Source organism: Mesorhizobium sp. WSM4845 (genome assembly GCF_055811455.1).
Window position 1 is genome coordinate 199,773 of the sequence record NZ_JBVVQA010000003.1, and the last position, 20,713, is coordinate 220,485.

General features: G+C 62.3%; 23 protein-coding genes and 1 pseudogene. 12 read left to right on the forward strand and 12 right to left on the reverse strand.

Going from position 1 to position 20,713, the window contains the following annotated elements; translation table 11 throughout:
- Positions 1-236 precede the first annotated feature (236 nt).
- The 4 genes from pqqB to pqqE are packed head-to-tail and all read left to right on the forward strand — an operon-like array spanning position 237 to position 3,341.
- Positions 237-1,175: a pyrroloquinoline quinone biosynthesis protein PqqB gene (gene pqqB, locus AC0L2C_RS05195; RefSeq protein WP_473522871.1), complete on the forward strand. Its 939-nt coding sequence runs from the start codon at positions 237-239 to the stop codon at positions 1,173-1,175.
- Positions 1,172-1,930: a pyrroloquinoline-quinone synthase PqqC gene (gene pqqC / locus AC0L2C_RS05200; protein ID WP_473522872.1), complete on the forward strand. Its 759-nt coding sequence runs from the start codon at positions 1,172-1,174 to the stop codon at positions 1,928-1,930. Before pqqB ends, pqqC begins: the two co-directional genes overlap by 4 nt.
- Complete coding sequence (pqqD, locus tag AC0L2C_RS05205) at positions 1,927-2,223, forward strand: pyrroloquinoline quinone biosynthesis peptide chaperone PqqD (RefSeq protein WP_473520410.1); 297 nt, start codon at positions 1,927-1,929, stop codon at positions 2,221-2,223. Before pqqC ends, pqqD begins: the two co-directional genes overlap by 4 nt.
- Complete coding sequence (gene pqqE / locus AC0L2C_RS05210; RefSeq protein WP_473522873.1) at positions 2,220-3,341, forward strand: pyrroloquinoline quinone biosynthesis protein PqqE; 1,122 nt, start codon at positions 2,220-2,222, stop codon at positions 3,339-3,341. Before pqqD ends, pqqE begins: the two co-directional genes overlap by 4 nt.
- A gap of 91 nt (positions 3,342-3,432) precedes the next feature.
- Here pqqE and folP read toward each other — a convergent pair whose 3' ends face one another.
- Positions 3,433-4,266: a dihydropteroate synthase gene (folP, locus tag AC0L2C_RS05215; RefSeq protein ID WP_473522874.1), complete on the reverse strand. Its 834-nt coding sequence runs from the start codon at positions 4,264-4,266 to the stop codon at positions 3,433-3,435.
- Positions 4,267-4,381: 115 nt separating this feature from the next.
- Between folP and AC0L2C_RS05220 the strand changes: the two genes are divergently transcribed.
- Both AC0L2C_RS05220 and AC0L2C_RS05225 read left to right on the forward strand, forming a co-directional pair.
- Positions 4,382-4,858: an SRPBCC family protein gene (locus tag AC0L2C_RS05220; protein ID WP_473522875.1), complete on the forward strand. Its 477-nt coding sequence runs from the start codon at positions 4,382-4,384 to the stop codon at positions 4,856-4,858.
- 20 nt (positions 4,859-4,878) lie between these two features.
- On the forward strand, positions 4,879-5,295 hold the full coding sequence (locus AC0L2C_RS05225; protein WP_473522876.1) for a GFA family protein: 417 nt from the start codon (positions 4,879-4,881) through the stop codon (positions 5,293-5,295).
- A gap of 63 nt (positions 5,296-5,358) precedes the next feature.
- Here AC0L2C_RS05225 and AC0L2C_RS05230 read toward each other — a convergent pair whose 3' ends face one another.
- Positions 5,359-6,078: a DUF899 domain-containing protein gene (locus tag AC0L2C_RS05230; protein ID WP_091596844.1), complete on the reverse strand. Its 720-nt coding sequence runs from the start codon at positions 6,076-6,078 to the stop codon at positions 5,359-5,361.
- Positions 6,079-6,279: 201 nt separating this feature from the next.
- On the opposite strand from AC0L2C_RS05230, the gene AC0L2C_RS05235 reads away from it, so the two are divergent.
- Together AC0L2C_RS05235 and AC0L2C_RS05240 are read left to right on the forward strand one after the other, a co-directional pair.
- Positions 6,280-6,864, forward strand: a complete 585-nt coding sequence (locus AC0L2C_RS05235) for a GNAT family N-acetyltransferase (RefSeq protein ID WP_091596894.1) — start codon at positions 6,280-6,282, stop codon at positions 6,862-6,864.
- 109 nt (positions 6,865-6,973) lie between these two features.
- Positions 6,974-7,174 (forward strand): annotated as a pseudogene (locus AC0L2C_RS05240) (sigma-54-dependent Fis family transcriptional regulator); the annotation flags it as partial.
- Here the strand turns inward: AC0L2C_RS05240 and AC0L2C_RS05245 are convergent.
- The 3 genes from AC0L2C_RS05245 to AC0L2C_RS05255 all read right to left on the reverse strand — a co-directional run bounded on the left by AC0L2C_RS05245 (position 7,165) and on the right by AC0L2C_RS05255 (position 9,059).
- Complete coding sequence (locus tag AC0L2C_RS05245; protein WP_473520450.1) at positions 7,165-7,497, reverse strand: hypothetical protein; 333 nt, start codon at positions 7,495-7,497, stop codon at positions 7,165-7,167. The pseudogene AC0L2C_RS05240 and the gene AC0L2C_RS05245 sit on opposite strands and share 10 nt — an antisense overlap.
- Positions 7,498-7,724: 227 nt before the next feature.
- A complete protein-coding gene (locus tag AC0L2C_RS05250) occupies positions 7,725-8,333 on the reverse strand; it encodes a hypothetical protein (protein WP_473514982.1) in 609 nt (202 codons plus the stop codon).
- A 411-nt stretch (positions 8,334-8,744) separates the two neighbouring features.
- Positions 8,745-9,059, reverse strand: coding sequence for a hypothetical protein (locus AC0L2C_RS05255; RefSeq protein WP_473490824.1), 315 nt, complete (start codon positions 9,057-9,059; stop codon positions 8,745-8,747).
- A 271-nt stretch (positions 9,060-9,330) separates the two neighbouring features.
- On the opposite strand from AC0L2C_RS05255, the gene AC0L2C_RS05260 reads away from it, so the two are divergent.
- A complete protein-coding gene (locus AC0L2C_RS05260; protein WP_473490825.1) occupies positions 9,331-10,599 on the forward strand; it encodes an adenylate/guanylate cyclase domain-containing protein in 1,269 nt (422 codons plus the stop codon).
- Between the two features lie 312 nt (positions 10,600-10,911).
- On the opposite strand, the gene AC0L2C_RS05265 is transcribed toward AC0L2C_RS05260, so the two are convergent.
- Positions 10,912-11,520, reverse strand: coding sequence for a nucleotide disphospho-sugar-binding domain-containing protein (locus AC0L2C_RS05265; protein WP_473522957.1), 609 nt, complete (start codon positions 11,518-11,520; stop codon positions 10,912-10,914).
- 40 nt (positions 11,521-11,560) lie between these two features.
- On the opposite strand from AC0L2C_RS05265, the gene AC0L2C_RS05270 reads away from it, so the two are divergent.
- The gene (locus tag AC0L2C_RS05270; RefSeq protein ID WP_473522877.1) at positions 11,561-12,046 is read left to right on the forward strand and encodes an SDR family NAD(P)-dependent oxidoreductase; all 486 of its coding nucleotides are present in this window, start codon (positions 11,561-11,563) and stop codon (positions 12,044-12,046) included.
- 707 nt (positions 12,047-12,753) lie between these two features.
- On the opposite strand, the gene AC0L2C_RS05275 is transcribed toward AC0L2C_RS05270, so the two are convergent.
- From AC0L2C_RS05275 to AC0L2C_RS05300, 6 genes are all read right to left on the reverse strand, one after another.
- Complete coding sequence (locus tag AC0L2C_RS05275; RefSeq protein WP_473514976.1) at positions 12,754-13,590, reverse strand: 3-oxoadipate:acetyl-CoA acetyltransferase; 837 nt, start codon at positions 13,588-13,590, stop codon at positions 12,754-12,756.
- 9 nt (positions 13,591-13,599) lie between these two features.
- A complete protein-coding gene (locus AC0L2C_RS05280) occupies positions 13,600-14,034 on the reverse strand; it encodes a type II 3-dehydroquinate dehydratase (RefSeq protein WP_473522878.1) in 435 nt (144 codons plus the stop codon).
- A 4-nt stretch (positions 14,035-14,038) separates the two neighbouring features.
- Positions 14,039-15,340, reverse strand: coding sequence for a TRAP transporter large permease (locus tag AC0L2C_RS05285; RefSeq protein ID WP_473522879.1), 1,302 nt, complete (start codon positions 15,338-15,340; stop codon positions 14,039-14,041).
- Positions 15,337-15,855 carry a TRAP transporter small permease gene (locus tag AC0L2C_RS05290; RefSeq protein WP_091595709.1) on the reverse strand — a complete coding sequence of 173 codons (519 nt, stop codon included), beginning with the start codon at positions 15,853-15,855 and terminating at the stop codon, positions 15,337-15,339. The genes AC0L2C_RS05285 and AC0L2C_RS05290 overlap by 4 nt, the downstream gene beginning before the upstream one ends.
- Positions 15,856-15,928: 73 nt before the next feature.
- The gene (gene dctP / locus AC0L2C_RS05295; protein WP_473522880.1) at positions 15,929-16,915 is read right to left on the reverse strand and encodes a TRAP transporter substrate-binding protein DctP; all 987 of its coding nucleotides are present in this window, start codon (positions 16,913-16,915) and stop codon (positions 15,929-15,931) included.
- A gap of 47 nt (positions 16,916-16,962) precedes the next feature.
- Positions 16,963-17,874 carry a shikimate dehydrogenase gene (locus AC0L2C_RS05300; protein ID WP_473522881.1) on the reverse strand — a complete coding sequence of 304 codons (912 nt, stop codon included), beginning with the start codon at positions 17,872-17,874 and terminating at the stop codon, positions 16,963-16,965.
- Positions 17,875-18,049: 175 nt separating this feature from the next.
- Between AC0L2C_RS05300 and AC0L2C_RS05305 the strand changes: the two genes are divergently transcribed.
- Together AC0L2C_RS05305 and AC0L2C_RS05310 are read left to right on the forward strand one after the other, a co-directional pair.
- Entirely contained in the window at positions 18,050-18,736 is a 687-nt protein-coding gene (locus AC0L2C_RS05305; protein ID WP_473522882.1) for a TetR/AcrR family transcriptional regulator, read from the forward strand.
- A gap of 84 nt (positions 18,737-18,820) precedes the next feature.
- Positions 18,821-20,713: a bifunctional sugar phosphate isomerase/epimerase/4-hydroxyphenylpyruvate dioxygenase family protein gene (locus AC0L2C_RS05310; protein WP_473522883.1), complete on the forward strand. Its 1,893-nt coding sequence runs from the start codon at positions 18,821-18,823 to the stop codon at positions 20,711-20,713.

The window sequence follows — 20,713 nt, forward strand, 5'->3', positions numbered from 1 at the left end:
CAAAAACCCCCCCCTTGCGCCAGGTGGCGGGGGGCTTCTATTTTGCGCGGTACCTCCGTCCTTAATAAACCCCAAATAACTCGCCCGATGTGGGGGGGGCCCCCGGCAACGGGGACACGCACTGCCATTTCGCGCGAGGTCTTCGTGAAAGGCTTTGATGCGTTCAATGCGGGCGCGAAGCCATTCGCGGTCGAAAATTTGCTGTTGGTTGAACAAGCCGCAGAGCGGGCATTGCAATGCGCTTGAAGATCATCGGCTCGGCGGCAGGCGGCGGCTTCCCGCAGTGGAATTGCAACTATCGCCTGAGCCGCGCGGCTCGCACCGGGATGGCTGGCGTGCATTCGCGAACCCAATCAAGCATCGCCGCCTCAGTGGATGGGGCCGGCTGGGTTCTCTTCAACGCCTCGCCCGATATCCGCCAGCAGATTGCGCAAACGCCTGAATTGCAGCCGGCGCAGGATGCGCCGTTGCGTTCGACACCCATCCGCGCGGTGGTGCTGACCAATGCCGATGTCGATCATGTCGCCGGCCTGCTCAGCCTGCGTGAGCGGCAGCCCTTCGCCATGTACGCAACGACACAGGTGCTGGCGACGCTGGAAGCGAACTCGATCTTCAATGTCCTCGATCCGGCGCTCGTGCCGCGACGCATCTTGCCGCCGGCTGAAGAACTGGCGATCTGCGACGCAGACGGCCACGACACCGGCGTGACTGTCGAGAGTTTTCCCGTGCCCGGCAAGATTGCTCTCTATCTCGAGGAAAGAAGCCGGCCGGATTCCAATTTCAGTTCCGACGCCGGCGACACGATCGGCGTCCGCATCGCTGGTGCCGGCAGTCACGGCTGCGTCTTCTATATCCCGGGCTGCGCGCGCATCGATGCGGCCCTGCGCACGCGCCTGGCCGATGCCGCCTGTGTCCTGTTCGATGGCACGGTCTACACCGACGACGAGATGATTGCCGCCGGCGTCGGCCAAAAGACCGGTGCGCGCATGGGGCATCTGGCCATGTCGGGAGACGAGGGGTCGATCGCCGGCCTGGCCGATGTGGGGATCGGCCGCCGTGTCTTCGTCCACATCAACAACACCAATCCGGTTCTGGACGAGAATTCGGCCGAGCACGCAGCGGTCAAAGCGGCTGGCTGGGAAGTCGCCCGCGATGGGATGGAGATGGAATTTTGAGTGATTTCCACGACGCGGCGAGGGGCGGCCTGTCCTCCAGCGAGCTCGAAGCCGTGCTGCGGCAGGTCGGTGCCGAGCGCTATCACAACCGCCACCCTTTCCACCACAGGATGACCAGCGGTGCGCTGTCGAGGACCGAGATGCAGGCCTGGGCGCTAAACCGCTATTGCTACCAGGCCGTCATCCCGCGCAAGGACGCCATGATCCTCGCACATGCGCAGGATCCGGCGTTTCGCGCCGCCTGGCGCAAACGCATCGAGGACCATGATGGCGAGGACGGCTGGAGCGGCGGCATCGCGCGCTGGCTGCATCTGGCGACCTCGCTCGGCCTCGATGCCGATGACGTGAAGAGCGAAAGGCTGGCGCTGCCGGCGACACGTTTCGCGGTCGGCGCCTACCTCGCCTTTTGCACGAACCGGACGCTGTTCGAGGCGGTCGCATCGTCGCTGACCGAGATGTTCTCGCCGCTCATCATCGGCGAACGGGTCCCGGCGATGCTGGCCAAATATGATTACATCACCGAGGATACGCTGGCCTATTTCAGCCGACGGCCCGAACAGGCCTCGCGCGACGCCGACTTCGCCCTCGCTTACGTGCTCGGCCATGCCGACACGGCGGAACGCCAGCAGCAGGCGATCGATGCGCTGGTGTTCAAATGCGATATACTGTGGGCCATGCTCGACGCGCTTCAACACGCCTATGGCGAGCCCGGAAACATCCCGCCCGGCGCCTTCCGTCCGGAGCCAGCCGAATGATGGCGCTGCGCGAAAGAGCTTTGGTGTCGTCGGGATCGGTGCCGTCGCTGCCGAAGCACGTGCGCATACAGTACGATCCCGTGCGGCAGGCGTTCGCCGTGCTTTCGCCGGAAAAGGTGTTTTGGCCGAACGACATCAGCCTCGATATATTGCGCCGCTGCGATGGACGGTCCACGGTCGGCCACATCATCGCCGAGCTTGCCGCGGATTATGACGCCGAACAGGAGGCGGTGGCGGCCGACGTCGTCGCCTTCCTGCAAGAATGGTCGGACAAGCTGCTGGTAAAACTATGAGCGAGCCCCTTCTCCCTCCGATCGGCATGCTGGCGGAACTGACGCATCGCTGCCCGCTGCAATGCCCGTATTGCTCCAATCCGCTCGAATTGCTGAAAGCCAATCGCGAACTCGATACACAGACCTGGCTTGATCTGTTCTCGCAGGCCGCCGATCTCGGCGTTCTCCAGGTGCATCTGTCGGGCGGCGAACCGACGCTGCGCCGCGACCTCGAGCAATTGATCGCCGGGCTTTCGGCGCGCGGCGTCTACACCAACCTGATCACCGCCGGCGTCGGCATTGCCGAAGGCCGCATCGAGGCGTTTGCCGAAGCCGGGCTCGACCATCTGCAGCTGAGCTTTCAAGGCGCACGGCCGGCGACCACCGACCGCATCGGCAATCACAAAGGCGGCCACGAAAAGAAGCTGGAGACGGCACGCCGCGCCCGCGCGGCCGGCCTGCCGCTTACCATCAACGCGCCGATCCATCGCCACAACATCGAGGAAGTGCCGGAATTCATCGACCTGGCGCTTTCTCTGGGCGCGGAGCGGCTCGAGATCGCCAACGTGCAGTATGCCGGCTGGGCGCTGACCAATCGCGATCAACTGATGCCCGAGCGCGCTGCGGTCGACCGTCAGGCGGAGATCGTCGCGGCGGCGCGCGAACGGCTCACCGGCATCATGAACATCGATTTCGTCACGCCGGATTATTTCGCCATCTATCCCAAGCCGTGCATGGGCGGCTGGGCGCGCGACGCCTTCATGGTGGCGCCGGACGGCACCGTGCTGCCATGCCATGCCGCACAGACCATCCCGTCGCTCAGTTTTGAGCGTTTCGGCCCGCGCACCCTGGCCGAAATCTGGACCGATTCGCCGGCATTCAACGCCTTTCGCGGCACCGACTGGATGCAGGAGCCCTGTCGCAGTTGCGAACGGCGTGAGATCGACTGGGGCGGTTGCCGCTGCCAGGCGATGGCGATTGCCGGCGACGCCGCCGCGACGGACCCGGCTTGCGCGAAATCGCCGATCCATGCGCGCATGGCCATGCTGATCGACGAAGCCCAGCGTGCTGCGGCAGTTCCTTCGAACGACGAACAATTCGTCTATCGGCGGATCGGCGTCGTCACCGAGCCCGCCTGACGCGCCTTCTTGTTTTTATGCATGTCGTTATCCCAAAACCGCTGCGCACCCTCGGGTCAGGGCCCGAGGGCATGCTTTTGGGCGACATGCATTATTTCCCGGTCTCGCGCTCGCGCACCGCGTCGGCGAATGCCAGTGCATCGCGATTGACGGCAATGTTGTGCACGCGAAAGATCGCAGCGCCTTTCAGCCGCAGGATAACGCTTGTTGCCGCTGTGCCGACGTCTCGCCCCTCGTCACTTCCGCCGACCAGGTGACGGGCAAGGCGCTTGCGTGACGTGCCGACGAGCAATGGAAAACCGAGCGCGCGCAATTCACCGAAGCGAGCCATGAGCTCGAGGTTTTCCTCGCCGTCCTTGGCGAAAGCGAAGCCGGGGTCGAGCACGATCCGCTCGTCCGGGATGCCGGCGTCGCGCGCGATCTCCAGCGATCTGTTCAGGAACAGGAACTGGTCCGCGATCACATCCGCCAGTTTTTCGCGGCCGCGCCCGGTGTGCATGATGACGAGGCCGGCGCCGGTTTCCGCCGCAACCTGCGCGATGTCGGGTTCGCGCTGCAGGCCATGCACGTCGTTGACGATATGCGCGCCCGCGGCGACCGCCAGCCGCGCCGTCTCAGCCCTGTAGGTGTCGACCGAAACCAGGCTGCCGCCGTCGGACGACAGCGCCTCGATGACCGGCAGGATGCGCGCTTGTTCCTCGCGCGCCGAAACGGCGCCGGCGCCGGGCCGGGTGGATTCGCCGCCGACATCGATGATCGCCGCGCCCTCGCCGATCATGCGCCGCGCCTGCTGCAGCGCCCGCTCCGGCCGGTCGAATTCTCCGCCGTCGGAGAAACTGTCCGGCGTGACGTTCAAAATCCCCATCAGCAACGATTGCGCGCCAAGATCGAGGTACCGTCCATGAGCAAGCTGCCAGCGCGTCATGCGTCAACCTTTTTCATCTCATTTTCATATCAGATGCAATTCGCGACAAGATTGTCACTCACACGAACCCGGTTTCCCCATCTACCTATGCTCGCGAAACAAAAGGAGCGTAGCAATGACCAGGGAAACGATCAGCTTTACTTACACGACCTATATTGTCTCGACACCGGGAAAGGTGTTCGAGGCCATAACCAAACCGGACCTCGCACGGCGCTACTGGGGCCACGAGAACGTCTCCGACTGGAAGCCCGGCTCGAGCTGGCAGCACATCCGCGCCAATGACGAACGGACCGTCGAACTCGTCGGCAAGGTCGTCGAGGTGTCGCCGCCGACCCGTCTCGTCATCACTTGGGCAAACGCTTCGCAGGCGTCCGATCCGGCGAGCTACAGCCGGGTGACCTTCGAGCTCGAGGAATACGAGGTCATGGTCCGGCTGACCGTCAGCCATGACGACCTCGAAGCCGGCAGCGGCATGGCGAACGGCATCAAAAAGGGTTGGCCGATCGTCCTCTCCAGCCTGAAATCCTTCCTCGAAACCGGCCAGGCGATCGATGTCTTCGCCAGGCCGCGCGCGTCCGAACGGGCGGCCTGAGCAGAACAAGGACCGAGCAGATGAGCACTCTCTACACCGGCGGATGCGCGTGCGGCGCGGTGCGCTACGAGGCCAAGGCAGCCCCGATCTTCGAGAACCACTGCCAATGCCGCGACTGCCAGAAAAGAAGCGGCACCGGTCACGGATCTTACCTGACGTTTCCGTCGCGGGCGGACGTGACGATCACCGGTGTGACGACGGACTGGCGTGTCGCGGCGGACAACGGAAATGTCAAAATCCATTCCTTCTGCCCGGTCTGCGGAACGCCGACCCACCTGACATACACTGCCATGCCGGACGTGATCACGGTCCATGCCGCAAGCCTCGATGATCCGGGCCGGTTCAATCCGACCGTGGTGACGTACGGTATCCGGGCCCTCCCCTGGGACAAGATGGAAACCGGGCTGACGACGTTCGAGAAAATGCCATCAGGTTGACGGCCCGGCGGGAGGGCGGACGCGCACTATTGTTCAGGAGGCGGATCTGCGCCCCTGCGACATTCAGCGGTTGCCGTACTCGTCATGGCGGCGCCACCACTCCTGGGGGAACTCGAGCCCGTTCTCGTTCCTTCCCCACGGAGCCAGGTCGAGGAAACGGTAGACCCCCATAAACGCCTCGGTGCCACGGGCGTAGGTCGAGTAGGTGTGGTAGACGGCACCGTCCTGGAGCGCGAAGACGCTCATTCCCTCCTTCTGCGGCTCGGCCCTGTCGACACGCTGATAGTTGTAGTCGGCGCCGTCTCTCTGCTGCTCTTCGGTGAAGGCGGCGCCGAGGTCGTATTTGAAATCGCTGCCGAGCGACGAAACCCACGGGAAGCGCCAGCCCATTTGCCGCTTGTAGTCCTGGATCTCCTGCAACGGGGCGATCGATTCGCAAACCAGGGTAATGTCGCGGCCGTTCAGGTGGGGGATGACGCAGTCGAAGTGATCGGCGATCAAGGAGCATCCGGTGCATCCCTGGCGCTCATCGGTGAGCCGGTATCCGTAGCCGAACATGAAATGATAGACGAAGAGCTGCGAGCGCCCCTGGAAAAGGTCGGCGAGCGAGGCGCTGCCCTCCTCGGTCTCAAACAGATACTCCTTGTCGATCCGAACCCAGGGCAGCTCCTGTCGCTGTCGCGCCAGCTCGTCGCTCTGCCGCATGAGCCTTTTCTCCGCCTCGAGCAGTGCGAGCCGCGCTCCGAGCCATTCCTCGCGTGTTCCGGTCTTGTGTTTCGTCATCGCTGCTGTCTCCTTCCTCGGGGATCTTCCTTTCCGTTTCTCGAAACAACTTGTTGCGTCAGGCGTTAAACTCAATGCCGGAGGCGAAACATGGCAGATGTGGCGGTTTCCGATGCACTGCCTGATCCCTACCCGCTTGTTGCGGCGCCCGTTGAGGGCGCGGGCGCCTCGTCGAATCATTTGCGTCGTTTGGAGGGCAGCATGAAATCGCCGACAGTGAGGGTTATGGCCGCGTCCGATGAAGATCCGGCGATCGGAACAATCTCGCTGGCGTTTGCAGCGGATCCCATGGCACGATGGACCTGGCCGCATGCACACCAGTACCTTGCGGCCATGCCGCGAATGGTCCGCGCCTTCGGGGCCAGGGCATTCTCAAACGGAAGCGCTTTTTGCACCGATGGCTATGTCGGGACGGCGTTGTGGCTGTCGCCCGGTGTGCATCCCGACGAGGAAGGGCTTGGTGCGGTTGTCGAGAGCACGGTTGCGCCCTCCCTTGCCCCTGAAGTCGCCGCTGTATTCGAGCAGATGGCCAAGTACCATCCGGCCGAACCGCATTGGTACTTGCCCGTGATCGGCGTCGACCCAGCGCATCAGGGCGAAGGCCACGGCGAGGCCTTGATGGCATACGCGCTCGCGCAGTGCGATCGCGATCACGCGCCCGCCTATCTGGAGTCCTCGAACCCGCGCAACATTCCGTTCTACGGGCGCCACGGCTTCGAACCGCTCGGCGCGATCCAGGTCGGTTCATCGCCGACGCAAGTCCCGATGCTGCGGCGACCGCGTTGAGCCAGGCAGGGCAGACGAGCGAAGCGTCAGCCGCCATCCCGTGGTGTCGGCGCAAGGGTATTTCGGTGAAGGGCATTTCGGTGACAGTGGACTTTTTGCCGTGCTCGGCCCGCCACGCCATCTGACAGAGGCGGAATTGGGAGAGGCCCGGCAACGCATTGAACCGCTCGTCCGGGCCGCCCAATCGAGCTTGGACCGGCTCTATCTTGCGGTGGGCGATGTCGGATGCTGCGTCCTGCTCGCCGATCGTGACGGCGTGCCGGTCGAACGGCGCGGTGCGCCTGTGGATGACGAGGCTTTTCATTCCTGGGATGGCTTCGGCTTCTCACCAGTCTGCCTGTTGCGGTCTGTCTGCTGGGCAACGCTGTCCGCCTGCACTTCCGTCTCGTAGGGCGAAGGCTGACCGCCACCGACGTCGCCCGCATCGGCGACACGCCCGTCTGGTTCTTCCGACGTTTTTTCTTTCGCTTCGCGCTGGGGTGTCGTCTCGGAACTCTTCCATACCTCTTCCGGGTCAGTCGGATCATCGGCGTCGGGACGAGCTTTTTGTCGTTCATGTCTCGAGTCAACGCCCGTGGTTTTAGAGATGTTGGGAGAATCGTCCTTGCGATTCCGTTTCTGGTCTCTTTGCATGATTTGGCTCCTTATCTCGCCGAAGGCCAACGAACGCAGGGAGCCGTTGTTCCTCGATGCGATCAGGATGCTAAACGGCAGCGATCCACTCAGGACGAGCCCCAAAACCGTTCACCGAGACAATTCGCCTGCGCCCCGCCCAAGATCATCAGACTAATGCGCTGGCCGGGGATGGAAGCCTGGACGCGCAGCGCATTGGAATTCGCCGGTCGTCTCCGCATGGCCAGCTACGGCCGGAACAGCCGTTTCAATACGAGATGGACCGGCAAGTAGGCGACCAGGGGCAAAAGCACCATGTACAGGCCGAGATACATGCGTGGCGGCAAGATCCTCTGCGGCTCCGGACCAGGCCCGTGCACCCAGTTGATGTTCTCGTCGGGCCGGGTGAACCAGTAACTTGCAACCAGTACCACCCAGGCGAGAGCGGTCTGCGCTTTGAACGCGCGGCGGTCGTAGCCTTGCCGGATCAGCATGAAAATAATGATGACCGGCATGAACAAATGAAAGCCGGACAGCGTCCTCGCATATGCGGGCTCCCTTGGATCAAACATGTAGGCAGCGAGCCCGGTCAGCTTGCCGCCGGTCACGAAGTCCGCCAACCAGGCGAACTCGAGCGGCAGAACGCCGACTGCCATCATCGAATAGAGGAGTCGGCTGCCGGTCCACAACGCGATCAGCACGGCAAAGAGCGCAATATCGGAGAACCACAGGAAATTGCCGGGGCCGTATCGCAACCAGTATACCGGCGTGAGCACGGCGACAAAAAGCGTATAGGGCAGAGTGATCCAGAGCGGGTATTTGGGGATTGGGGCTTTACTGCGCTGCTTTGCCGCCATGGCCGGCCCTTTCGCGGACTGGCGCGGCGGCAAACGCCAATCGTAGGCGCAAGGACTGCTCTCGAGCCATCAATGGCTTCGCCGCCTGGACTCAATCAGCTTTATCGATCCTGGATCCTTTATGCTTGCGAGGGTCTCGAAACCGACTGAGGTGAACGCGCGGATCTCGGGGATAAATGTTTGCAGCCTCATAGCGTTCCATCGCCGCCGCTTCAGCCGCCCGTCGGGCTAAATGTCGGGTGTTCAGTGGGAAGCTCTGGATCTCACTGAGGCTCTGGCCGGCGTTTCGGTAACCGGAGGATATGATGAAGGCGGATACGGTACGGTCGAGTTGATGTGGGGCGTCCTGGCATCGACTTCAACGGCATCGTGGGCGGCAATATAGGCCCCCGCGAACGATCGGTTCTACCCTCATCGGCCACAACTCGACTGTCGTTCCGCCTGGTTGGTGGTCAGCGACCGGAACATATCCGCGCCTTGTTTCGAAACTTCGTCGAGGCTCGCCTTCCTGCCGGCTGTCAGGTTGTGTTCGAGGGGGCCGGCGGGAACGGTGACGAAGCCAGCCCCTACATCGCAGCCACGGCGCGAGCGCTTGACGCAGAATGGCCAGAGCCGACGCTGATCAAGGGAACAGGCGGCACCGTTCCACTGATCGGGCTCCTCACCGACCGCCTTTGCTTCAATTGCATCGTCACGGGCTTCATCCTCGCCGACGATGCCATTCATGCCCCTAACGAGCGGTACGGTGTCGATCGGCTTCGCAAGGGAATACGCGGTTGGGTGCGCATCCTGTCGGAATTGCGGTAACATTACTCGGTTCGGTTCAGAGTCCGTGCCGAGACTCGTAAATCCCCATTTGGAGCACCGACAACATCCGATCCAGGACAGCAAGCATCAGCTTGTCATCGGGTGACGTGCTTGTGCTCCGTTGACCACGCATGTGATATAAAACACCGTGGCGCCGTTTTTGCGGTGCAATGGGAAGCTATCGTCGGCAATGAAGATCAGCGATTGCGATGAAATTGCCACCTGGCTCGCGGAGGCTGGGCTGCTTGGCATCCGCAGCGAGGAATCGCTTGTACAGGCCTTCTGCGAGCGTTGCGTCGAAGCAGGGCTGCCGCTGGGCAAGGCGTTTGTGATGATCGACACGCTGCACCCGATGCACGAGGCACGCGCCTTCTTCTGGGACGAAGACGAGTCGATCAGCTTCCGCGAAGAAGAATACCCGTCGAGCCGTGAGGGCAAGGGAGCGGAGTTGTGGAAGCGCAGCCCGTTTCTGGAGATGCTGCGGCGGCGTGAATTGACCCTACGTTGCCGGCTCGAAGCAGGCGAAACGCGCGGCTTTCCGGCGATCGAGGAGCTGCGCGATGCCGGCCAGACGGACTATCTTGCGATCGTCTATCGTATCCGGCAGGCGATGAGGGTCGAGGATGTCGATGCATTCTACGCCCGCTGGACCACAGCGCGCCCGGGTGGATTTTCGGAGGAGGAAGTCGCTGTTCTGTCCCGGCTTACACCGCATCTGGGATTGGCGGTTCGTTCGGCTGCGCAGACAAGGCTCACCAAGACGCTGGTCGAGGCATATCTCGGCCGGGGGCCTGGTCGCCAGGTGCTGAGCGGCGGCATCCGCCACGGCTCGGTGAAGAGGATCAACGCCGTACTCTGGTTCTCCGACATTACTGGCTATACGAACCTGTCCGAGTCGGTTCAAAACGATCAACTCGTGCCGTTGATCAATGACTACGCCGAAGCGGTCATCGGCGCAGTGAAGGCCGCCGGCGGCGATGTGCTGAAACTGATCGGAGATGGAGTCCTGGCCATCTTCACCAGTTCGCGGCCCGAATATTCCTGTCGCGCCGCGGTGGAGGCAGAACGCGACATGCGCACACGGCTGCTGCAGCTTGCCAAACGCCGCAAAAACGATGGCCTTTCTGTCGCCGACATTCACTTGGGCCTGCATGCCGGCAGGGTCTTCTACGGCAATATCGGCACTCCGGACCGTCTCGATTTCACCGTTGTCGGCCCGCCGGTCAATGAGGTCAGCCGGATCAGCTCCATGTGCGAGTCGGCCGGTCGCAATATGCTTTGCTCATCGGAATTCGCCGAGCTGCTACTCGGCGAGGAGCGCAAAAAGCTCGTTTCAGTCGGCCGGTTCGCGTTGCGTGGCGTCGGACGCGCGCAGGAGCTCTTTACCCTTGATCCCAGCCTGAGCCTGGAAGGCTCGCAGCCTTTGCCTGGTCCGCGGCGCCGGCAGGGGCGGGGCTAGTCGGAGGAAGGTGGACAAGCATGAATTCCCGGAACTCCGGAACATCAGATCAGTAGTCTCTCATGTTCCAACCCGCGGATGAGACTCTGATCAACCGTCGTCTCTGAATGTGAAAGCGCGCCGAAAATTAACCCCGGGGCACCGGAACGCTTAAATGTCTGATGCAGCGGCCCTTTCCGGGATATTCGAAGGGTCACGATAGGCGCCTTCTGAGACCCCAGGGCCACACTAATTTTGCGCCGCGATATGCCGCTCTGTAATTTCGGCCAGGCTGGGCCCGGCCCCCTCAATCCTCGCTTCAACCATGCCGCATCAGCTCCTTTTCAAGCGGCCACCCTTCTTTCCCTTCCAGTGGAAGGCAGGGCAGGCCTCGTCCTGCCCCTGCCTGTCCGGCGAGGACCGGGAGAACGGGGGACAAGCTGAAAACCGGAACGGGGATCGCCCACCCGAAGGGCGGGCCGGAGTCCCCGGAGCGGATTTCGGCCGGTGCTGCAGGCCGAAGCATGGGTACGGCGACCGTCGTCGACATGGTTCAGCGCCCCTGTGTTCGATCGGTCGCGATGCTCCGAGCGCGTCGTCGAGATACCGCTCGAGCTCGTCGGCGGCACGCCGGGCGCCGCCGACCTGCCTTTGTGCGGCGCCCTGTGCGGCTGCCGCCTCGCGGAAGCGCAGCTCGTCCAGCAGACTCCGGGCGAGCGCCTGCACCGTCTCTGCAGTGGCGTCGTCCGTGCGGAGCTCGAGGCCGGCACCGAGCTCTACAACCCGCCGCGCCACCATTGGCTGGTCCGCCCCCTGTGGCACGACGAGTGTCGGCACCCCGGTCCGCATCGCCTCGTTGACACTGTTCATGCCGCCGTGGGTCACGAAGAGCGCCGCCCGGGCCAGCACCTGGAGCTGCGGCACGGATTGGCGGGCCAGCACGTTGGCTGGCAGCGGACCCAGGTCTGCCGGTCGTCTTGACGTGCTGCTCAACAATGCCGGCTACGCTCATCTTGCTCCGTTTGAACAGACCTCCGAGGCTGACTTCAAAGCCGAGATCGACACCAATTTCTATGGTGTAGTGAACCTGACCCGCGCGGCGCTCCCGGTCATGCGGAGGCAGAAATCGGGACACATCATCAACATCTCGTCCAGCTCCGCTCGCTTCGGAAGTCCGGGGTCCACCGCTTATGCCGCCGCCAAATGGGCGGTCAGTGGTTTCACCGCATCACTGGCCAAGGAGGTTTTACCCTTCGGCGTCAAGACCATTGCCATCGAACCGGGCAGCATCCGCACCAACTGGACGCGGGTTGCCCGTGGCCACGCGCCGGCACTGCTCGACGAGTACGATCCGACAATAGGCGAGGTCATGCGGATGACCGAGAATTATGCGGGAAACGAGCCCGGCGACCCTGGCAAGGTCGCCAATGTGATCTTCGACTTATCGATAATCTGCCCGAGCAGCTGATTCTGGGACGTGATGCCTTAGAGCGCATAGCACAGACGGATGCCGTCCGAGCCCCGGCCGCGCTCAAGTGGGACGAGGTCAGCCGATCGACGGATTATTGAATGGAGGGTGTAAGGGCCACACGTGCTCTCCCAGACGCCGGTAATGTCTGGTTTTGGGCAGTGGCAATGGTACCCGGAATGACCAAGATCGGGCGCGAAGCTGCCGTTCACGTCGCGGCTTGCGTAAGTCGCTCTCCGGCCATCAGCGCTGGTTGCCACGAATGTCGGCTATCGGGCAGCAAAACGGGTTGCTGAAGGTCGGCTTGGGGTCATGATTCCGGTTCATCGCCGCTGCAATGACCGATGGATCACAGGACGCTCGGCATTTCGCGTTAGACTGCAGCTACGGCATTTTCGATCATACACTCAACCATCCTATTCGCACGTCGTTGCCGCCGTTCGCCGCACCTACCGATCGGAGGCCTTCCTGTGTGTAGTTGAACGCACGGCTCGACTAGCATCGCCGCGCTGCCGATGTCGGCATCTGAACGGCCGGAGGGCGGCGAACCACTTCTGGACCGGATTGCCGAGCAAACCGGAAAAGCCGTGAAATCGGGAAAACGCGGCCAGGCGGGGAAAGAAAATAGTGCACTGTCACCGTAATTCCAGGACGCTGGCCAAGGCGCAACAGGTCCGACAGCGCGGCGCGAAGTTGCGGCCCAGGAATTACGATCCTGACGCCAGACCAAGCGTTTGGCGCGCCTCGTTGACGGTGGCCACACGCCGGCCAAACTTCCCGACTGAGGCCGCCGCGATTTCAACAAGCTCGGCGTTGCTGCGCGCCAGGCGTTCCCTGGTGATCCTGATATTGTCCTCAAGTCCGGTGCGCACTGCGTCTGCTCCGCGCGCCAACGCCCATTCCATGACGATCGTCTGGTTGCGGCCTATTCCGGCCGCTGTCCAGGTGGATTGTGGAAACAGGAGTTTCGCTTCCGTGAGGAGCACATCGAGCAATCTCTCCTGCGCAGGCAGTGCGTTTTGCACGCCCATGACAAACTGGATGTGCGGGCGCTCGCCGATAAGCCCACCGTCGGCCAGCCGCCTGGCAGTGTGAAGGTGCGACAGGTCGAAGATCTCGATCTCCGGCAGCACGCCATTTGCCTTCATCGCGGTTGCGAGATCACCGATCAGGGCGGGATGGTTCTCGTAGACGATGGATGGGAAGTTGACCGAACCGGTCGAAAGCGAGGCCATGTCCGGTTTCAGATAAAGTGCCGAGCCACGCGCGGCAGGATCACGACCGCGCCCGCCGGTCGAAAACTGGACGATCATACCGGGGCAGTGCCTACGCACCCCCGCCTGAACAGCAGCGAAGCGCGTTGGTTCAGACGATGAACTCTGATCGTCATTGCGCACGTGGATGTGCACCAGCGACGCACCTGCTTCAAAGGCTTCCTGGGTCGACTCGATCTGTTCGGCCACGCTTATCGGCACCGCAGGATTGTCTTCCTTGCGCGGCAGCGAGCCGGTGATCGCAACAGCGATGATACAGGGTTCAGGCATGGCGATAAACTATCCGTCTATCTGGTCCATGAGCCAGCGGATCGCGAGCGGATAGCCCGCGGCGCCGAGCCCCGCGATCACGCCGGTGGCGACCTTCGATACCAGCGACCGATGATAGATCTCCTCGCGGCGATGGATGTTCGAGATATGCAGTTCGACGATCGGGCCCGGAAACATTTTGAGCGCATCGAGCACCGGGATCGAAACAAAACTCAAACCCGCGGGATTGATCAGAATGCCCGCGCCGTCGTCGATCGCCTCATGCACCCAATTGACGATTTCGCCCTCAATGTTCGACTGGTGAAAACGGACCGGATGGTCGCCGGCGGCGGCACGGCACATCGCCTCGATTTCTGCGAGTGTCGTCCTCCCATAGATCTCCGGCTCGCGCATGCCGAGCCGGTTGAGATTGGGGCCGTTGAGAACGAAGATTGGCTTGGTCATGGTCCTATCCTTGATAGCCCAGCAGGCGCGGCAGCCACAGCACCAGCGATGGGAAGAAGGTGATCAGCATCAGGGCGGCAATCATGGCGTAGAGAAACGGCATTACGTCGTGCACCAGGTCGCGCAGCGGCACCTCTGCGATGCGGGTCATGATGAACAGCAGCAACCCGTAGGGAGGGGTGACGAGCCCGAGCATGATGTTGACGACGACCATTACGCCGAAATGCACCATGTCGACACCGAGCGCCTGCGCCGTCGGAATCAGCACCGGCACGATTACCAGCAGGATAGTCGTGCCTTCCAGCACGCAGCCCAGGAGCAGCAGCAGGATGTTGACCAGGATCAGGAAACCCATCGGCGAAAGATCCCAGGACTTCAGGATCACTGACAGGGACTGCGGAATGTTCTCGACCGTAACAACGTAGTTGAACACCAGGGCGCCGGCGATGAGCATGCCGATCGAGGCGGTGGTGCGGGCGCTGTTGAGAAGCGCATGGTAGAGTTGGCCCGGCGTCACGCTGCGATAGATCGCGACCGAGATGAGCAGCGCGTAGCCGGCGGCGACCGCCGCGGCCTCGGTCGGGGTCATCACGCCGCCCCTTATGCCGACCAGCAGAACGACCGGCAGCATCAGCGCCGGAAATGCGCGCAAGGTGATCCCCGGCAATTCCCTGAGCGGCACCGGCTTCTCGACCGGAAAGTTCTTCCGGCGCGCGTCGATGGCGACGATGATCATCTGCGACAGGGCGAGAAGAAGGCCCGGCACGATACCGGCAATGAACAGGTGGCCGATCGATGCATCCGAGATCAGCGCGTAGATGACCAGAGGAATCGACGGAGGAATGATCGGGCCGACGACGGAGGTGACGGCTGTCAGCGCAGCGGCATAGCTCGCCGGGTACTTGCCATCCCTGGTCATGAGTTGCTGCATCATCTTGCCGGTGCCCGCGGCGTCGGCGATGGCCGAGCCGGACATGCCGGCGAAGATGATCGACTGCAGCACGTTGACTTGCGCCAGACCGCCGCGGAAACGGCCGACGACGGCGTTGCAGAATTGCAGCAGCCGGTCGGTCATGGTCCCGGCGTTCATCAACTCCGCGGCGAGAATGAACATCGGTACGGCAAGCAGAATGTAGCTTGTGTAGAGCCCGTTGAGGAGTTGCTCGGCCGACGTGCCCATGTCGAGCCCTGCAAGCCAGAGATAGAGGATCGACCCGGCGATCATCGAGTGACCGATCGGCAGGCCAAGCAGGGCCAGCGCTGTGATCGCAACGACTGACAGCGAAAAAGGGCTTGCGAGATTCATACGCCGGAGCTCGCTTTCGTGGGGTCAAATTCCGCCGGTGCTTCGCCGCGCAGAGCACGCCACGCCAGCCACAGGTAGCGGGCGATCACGGCGACCACGAAGACGAGATAGATCGAGAACAGCCAGTCGAAGCGTATCTTGAGATAGGCGGTGCTCTCGACCTTCATGAAGGTCACGTAGCTGAAGACGGCCGGAAAGGACCAGCCATAGAGCGCGACGAGAGCGATTGCGAAGGCAAGCGTCATTACCCGCCTGATGTCCGGACCGACTGTGGCGTAGAGGAGATCAAAACGGATTTCCTCCTCTTCACGAACGACGAACGCTGCGCCGAACAGCACAACCCAGATCCAGAGTACGACGGTGAGCTCGTTGCTCCAGCCGGTCGGCCAGTTGAGAAGGTAGCGAAAAGCAACCTGCAGCAGAAACGCGGCGAACATGGCGCCGATTGCGATGGCGATGGCGTTCTCGGCGCGCCGGTAGAGCCAGCCGCCGACCTTTCTCAATCCCGGGTTCATGATGCCTCCCTGACGGGCGTCTGGCCAAACCGGCCAGTCGGTCGCAAGCGGACCGGCCGGCGCGTTCGTCGCGTCAAAGCGCGTTGATCTTGTCGACCATCCCGGCAGGCCATTCTTTGGCCAGGTCGGAGGCAAGATATTGCTCCTGCACATGCTTGCGGAATGCTGCGACATCGGGCTCGTAGATCTTCAGGCCCTTGCCCTTGAATGTTTCAACGAGTTCCTTCTCGCGCGTCAGGTGTTTCTCTGTCGAGAAGTCGATCGCCTTGTCCGCCGCGGCCTGGACCTTTGCCTGCTTCTCGGCCCCCATCTCGTCCCACAGCTTTTTCGAGATGCTGAGAAGGTCGAAGCCGACAAGGTGCGAGGTAAGCACGATCTGCGACATGACCTCGTAGAATTTCATGTTCTCGACGTTGGGCAACGGATTGTCCTGCCCGTCGATTGCGCCTGTCTGCAGGCCGGTATAGACCTCGGCATAGGCCATTGGCGTAGGGTTCGCACCGAGCGCCTGGCCGAGGAATTGCCAGGCGTCGCCACCCGGCATACGCAGCTTGATGCCTGCCATGTCGGCGGGAGTCTTGATTTCCTTGTCCGGCTTCAGGCCGACCTGGCGCAGGCCGAAATAGGTAGGGCCGAGCACCCTCACGCCGAGCTGGTCCTCGGTCATCCTCTTCAGCTCCGCGCCGGCATCGCTGGCAAAGAACGCCTTAACGTGCGCAGCGTCACGGAACAGGTAGCCGGCGGTGACGATAGACCACGCTGGAATCTGCTTGGAGATGTCCTGCGGGGCAACGTTGCCCATCTCGAGGTTGCCGCGCTGGATGGCGACAAGTTCGGTGCCTTGCTTGAACAGGTTGCCGCCGTAATAACCCTCGAAGGCAAAGTCGTCCTTGATGGCTTCGGCGAACATCTTCATCATCTCGGCCCGGATGTCCTGTTCCGAGAACACGGCCGAGAAACGCAGCTTCGGCTTGTCCTGCGCGAAGGCGGGAATGGCGGTCGCGGCGGCGAGTGCGCCGGCGGCGACCATAAACAGGCGTCGGTTGATTTCAGCTTTCATGTCGATTTCCTCCCTATGGTCTTCATATGGTTATAGGCGTCATTGCCTTATGCGGCGGCCTCGAAATGATCTGCCATGGCGCGGCGGTCGGCCTTGCGCCCGGTGAACAGCTCGAACGCGCGGACGGCCTGATGGATCGCCATGCCGATGCCCGGCAGCGTTCTGCAGCCGATCGTACGGGCTGCGACCAACAACTCTGTTTCGGTCGGAAAGTAGATTATGTCGGCGACCCATTTTTCGGCTGTCAGAAGAGCCGTGTCGAACGGTGTTCCGGGGTACTTCGCCATGCCCACCGGGGTCGTGTTGACGATGCCGTTTGCCATGCGCACGGCTGCGGCCGGGTCCGGCCAGGTCTCGACGCGACCGCCGAACAAGGCGCCCATGCGCGACGCAAGATCCGAGGCGCGACCGGGTTGGCTGTCGAGGACGAACAGCCGGCCAACGCCCATTTGCATCAGCGCGTTTGCGACTGCGGCGCCCGCTCCGCCGGCGCCGAACATTGCGACACAGCCCATCGATGCGCCTGTCATCGCTTCGCGAAAACTCTCCGCGAAACCCCAGCTGTCGGTGTTGTGGCCTTCCTTGCGTCCGCCAGCGAAGACGACCGTATTCACCGCGCCTATCGCGCGCGCTTCCGGCGACAGCGCATCGAGGACGGGAATGACAGCCTGTTTAAACGGATGCGTGACGTTGAGGCCGTGAAAGCCTGCAATTTCCGCCGCCACGATCAAGTCGCTGATCGCCGCGTCCGGAATTCCGAGCCGGTCGAAATCGAGCAAAAGATACGAATAGCCGATGCCGAGGCGCCGGGCTTCACGCTCGTGCATGCCGGGAGTGCGCGATGACTGAATGCCGCGTCCGACGAGGCCAATCACGACCTTTTCGCTGTCGCCGCTGGCGGCGCCCTTGTGCTCGTCGGCAAGACGGCAAAGCAGGTCGACAAGGCTGTCGTCGCCCATCTCCCGAAATTCCTCCCTGTGCGGGCCGCCTCCCAGCCCAAATGCGGCAATTCCCGGATCGCCCTTGTGTTCACGCCAAACGCGCCGATAAATGAGCCGTCGTGATTTGCGAATAATGTACTAACTGGTTAGTTTAGTCAAATACCGGCTGCGCCGGGGCGGGAACTCAAACTGCATGGCCGTTATCAAGAAAGAACGAAAGCCGAAGCCGGACGCGAGCACGACGCGTATCCAGGACCCTGAGGGCACGCGCCGAAACATCCTGGAGATCGCCTCCAAGGAGTTTGCCCTGAACGGTTTGTCGGGCGCGCGCATAGACGAGATTGCGGCGCGCACACGCTTCAGCAAGCGCATGATCTACTACTATTTTGGCGACAAGGAAGGCCTCTACCTGCGCGCGCTCGAGAACGCGTATCGTCAGGTGCGCGAGGGCGAGGCTCAACTTGATATCGAAGGTCTGCCCCCCGTGGCGGCACTGACGCGCCTGGTGGAGTTCACGTTCGACCACCATCACCGACACGAGGAATTCATCCGCATGGTGATGATCGAGAACATCCATCACGGCCAATACCTCCAACAATCGGATGCGATCCGCGAACTGAACGTGACGGCGATCGACCACATCTCTCGCATCTATTCACGCGGTGTCGAAGAGGGGGTCTTCCGGCCGGGACTCGACGCGATCGAACTCCATTGGCAAGTAAGCGCGCTGTGCTTCTTCAACGTTTCCAATCGCACCACCTTTTCGATGATCTTCGGACGCGACTTCGGCGCGCCGGCACAACTCGAGCGGCTCAAACGCAACAGCGTGGAGATGCTGTTGCGTTTTGTCGCCACGGACGAAGCTCCCGCAGAACGCTGAGCGGCCGAAACTTGCGGTGCTGCCAGCGTTGCCTTAGTTATGTACGAACTGGTTCGTTCACGACAAACCAGGGAGGAGGCGCGTTTGAAGACGTCGATCGCGACGGTGTCGATCGCCGGTGACCTGGCGGAGAAATTCGCGGCAATTTCCGCCGCGGGCTTCGACGGTGTCGAAATCTTCGAGAACGATTTCCTCGCCTTTGACGGCTCACCGCGCGACGTCGGCCGAATGGCTGGTGACACAGGCCTGACCATAACGCTCTTCCAGCCGTTCAGGGATTTTGAGGGGTTGCCGGAGCCGCAGCGCAACCGCGCCTTCGATCGTGCCGAGCGCAAGTTCGACGTCATGCAGGAACTCGGCACCGATCTGATGCTGATATGCTCGTCGGTGTCGCCCGTCTCGCTTGGCGGGATCGACCGGGCGGCCATGGACTTTCGCGAGCTTGGCGAGCGCGCCGCCAGGCGCGGTCTGCGCGTCGGCTACGAGGCATTGGCCTGGGGGCGTCACGTCAACGATCATCGCGATGCCTGGGAAATCGTGCGCAGGACCGACCATCCGAACGTCGGGCTGGTTCTCGATTCCTTCCACACGCTGGCCCGCAGGATTGAGCTCGGCTCGATCCGTTCGATACCCGCGGACAAGATCTTCATTGTCCAACTCGCCGACGCGCCGCTGATCGACATGGACTTGCTCTATTGGAGCCGGCACTTCCGCAACATGCCAGGCGAAGGCGATCTGCCGGTGCGACAGTTCATGCAGGCGGTCGCGGCAACCGGTTATGACGGCTATCTGTCGCTCGAGATTTTCAACGACCAGTTCCGTGGCGGGTCGGCAAAGGCGATCTCCGTCGACGGACGGCGTTCGCTCGTATGGTTGATGGACCAGGTGCGGCGTGAAGAACCGGCACTTGACATGGCCATCCCGCCAATGCCCGACCGCATCGGGGTCGGAGGGGTCGAGTTCATCGAGTTCGCGGCCGATCGCCAGGACGCCGGACAGCTTGGATCGCTGTTGCGCATGCTCGGCTTTGTCGAGGCCGGTCGGCACGTCTCTAAGGAGGTCACGCTCTACCGCCAGGGCGAGATCAATATCGTCATCAATACCGAGCGGCAGGGCTTTGCCCATTCTTCCTTTGTTGTCCATGGCACGTCGGCATACGCGATGGGCCTGAAGGTCGAGGACGCCGCCGCCACGGTGGCGCGCGCCGAGGCACTGGGCGCGGAGATCTTTCACCAGCGGGTCGGGCCCGGCGAGTTGTCGATCCCGGCGATCCGCGGCGTCGGCGGCGGACTGATCTACTTCCTCGATGCCAAGACCGACCTGGCGAAGGTCTGGGACATGGAGTTCACGCCGGTCACGTCGGCAAGTTCCGGCAATGGCGTCGGCCTCACCCGTATCGATCATGTCGGGCAGACCATGGCACAGGAGGAGATGCCGAGCTGGCTGCTGTTCTATGTCTCGATCTTCAGGACGAGCAAGACCCCGATGGTCGACATCGTCGATCCGGCCGGCCTCGTGCGCAGCCAGGTTATCGAAGGTCTGGACAAGCGCTTCCGCCTCACGCTGAACGGCGCCGAGAGTCACCGCACCCTGGCTGGCCATTTCATCGCCGAAACCTTTGGTTCCGGCGTCCAGCACCTGGCACTCGCGACGGATGACATCTTTGCGACGGCGGCGAAGCTGCAGGCCAACGGCTTCGAACCGCTTCAGATATCGATGAACTACTACGACGACGTAGAAGCGCGCTTCGGTCTGGATCCGGAGGTCGCCGATCGGTTACGCTCGGCCAACATCCTTTATGACCGCGACGACAACGGCGAATTTTTTCAGCTCTATGCGCCGACATTCGGAGAGGGATTCATTATCGAGTTCGTTGAACGGCGCGGCGCGTATGCAGGCTATGGTGCGCCGAACGCACCATTCCGCATCGCCGCGCAAAAACGGCTGATGCGGCCCAAAGGAATGCCAAAGCTATGA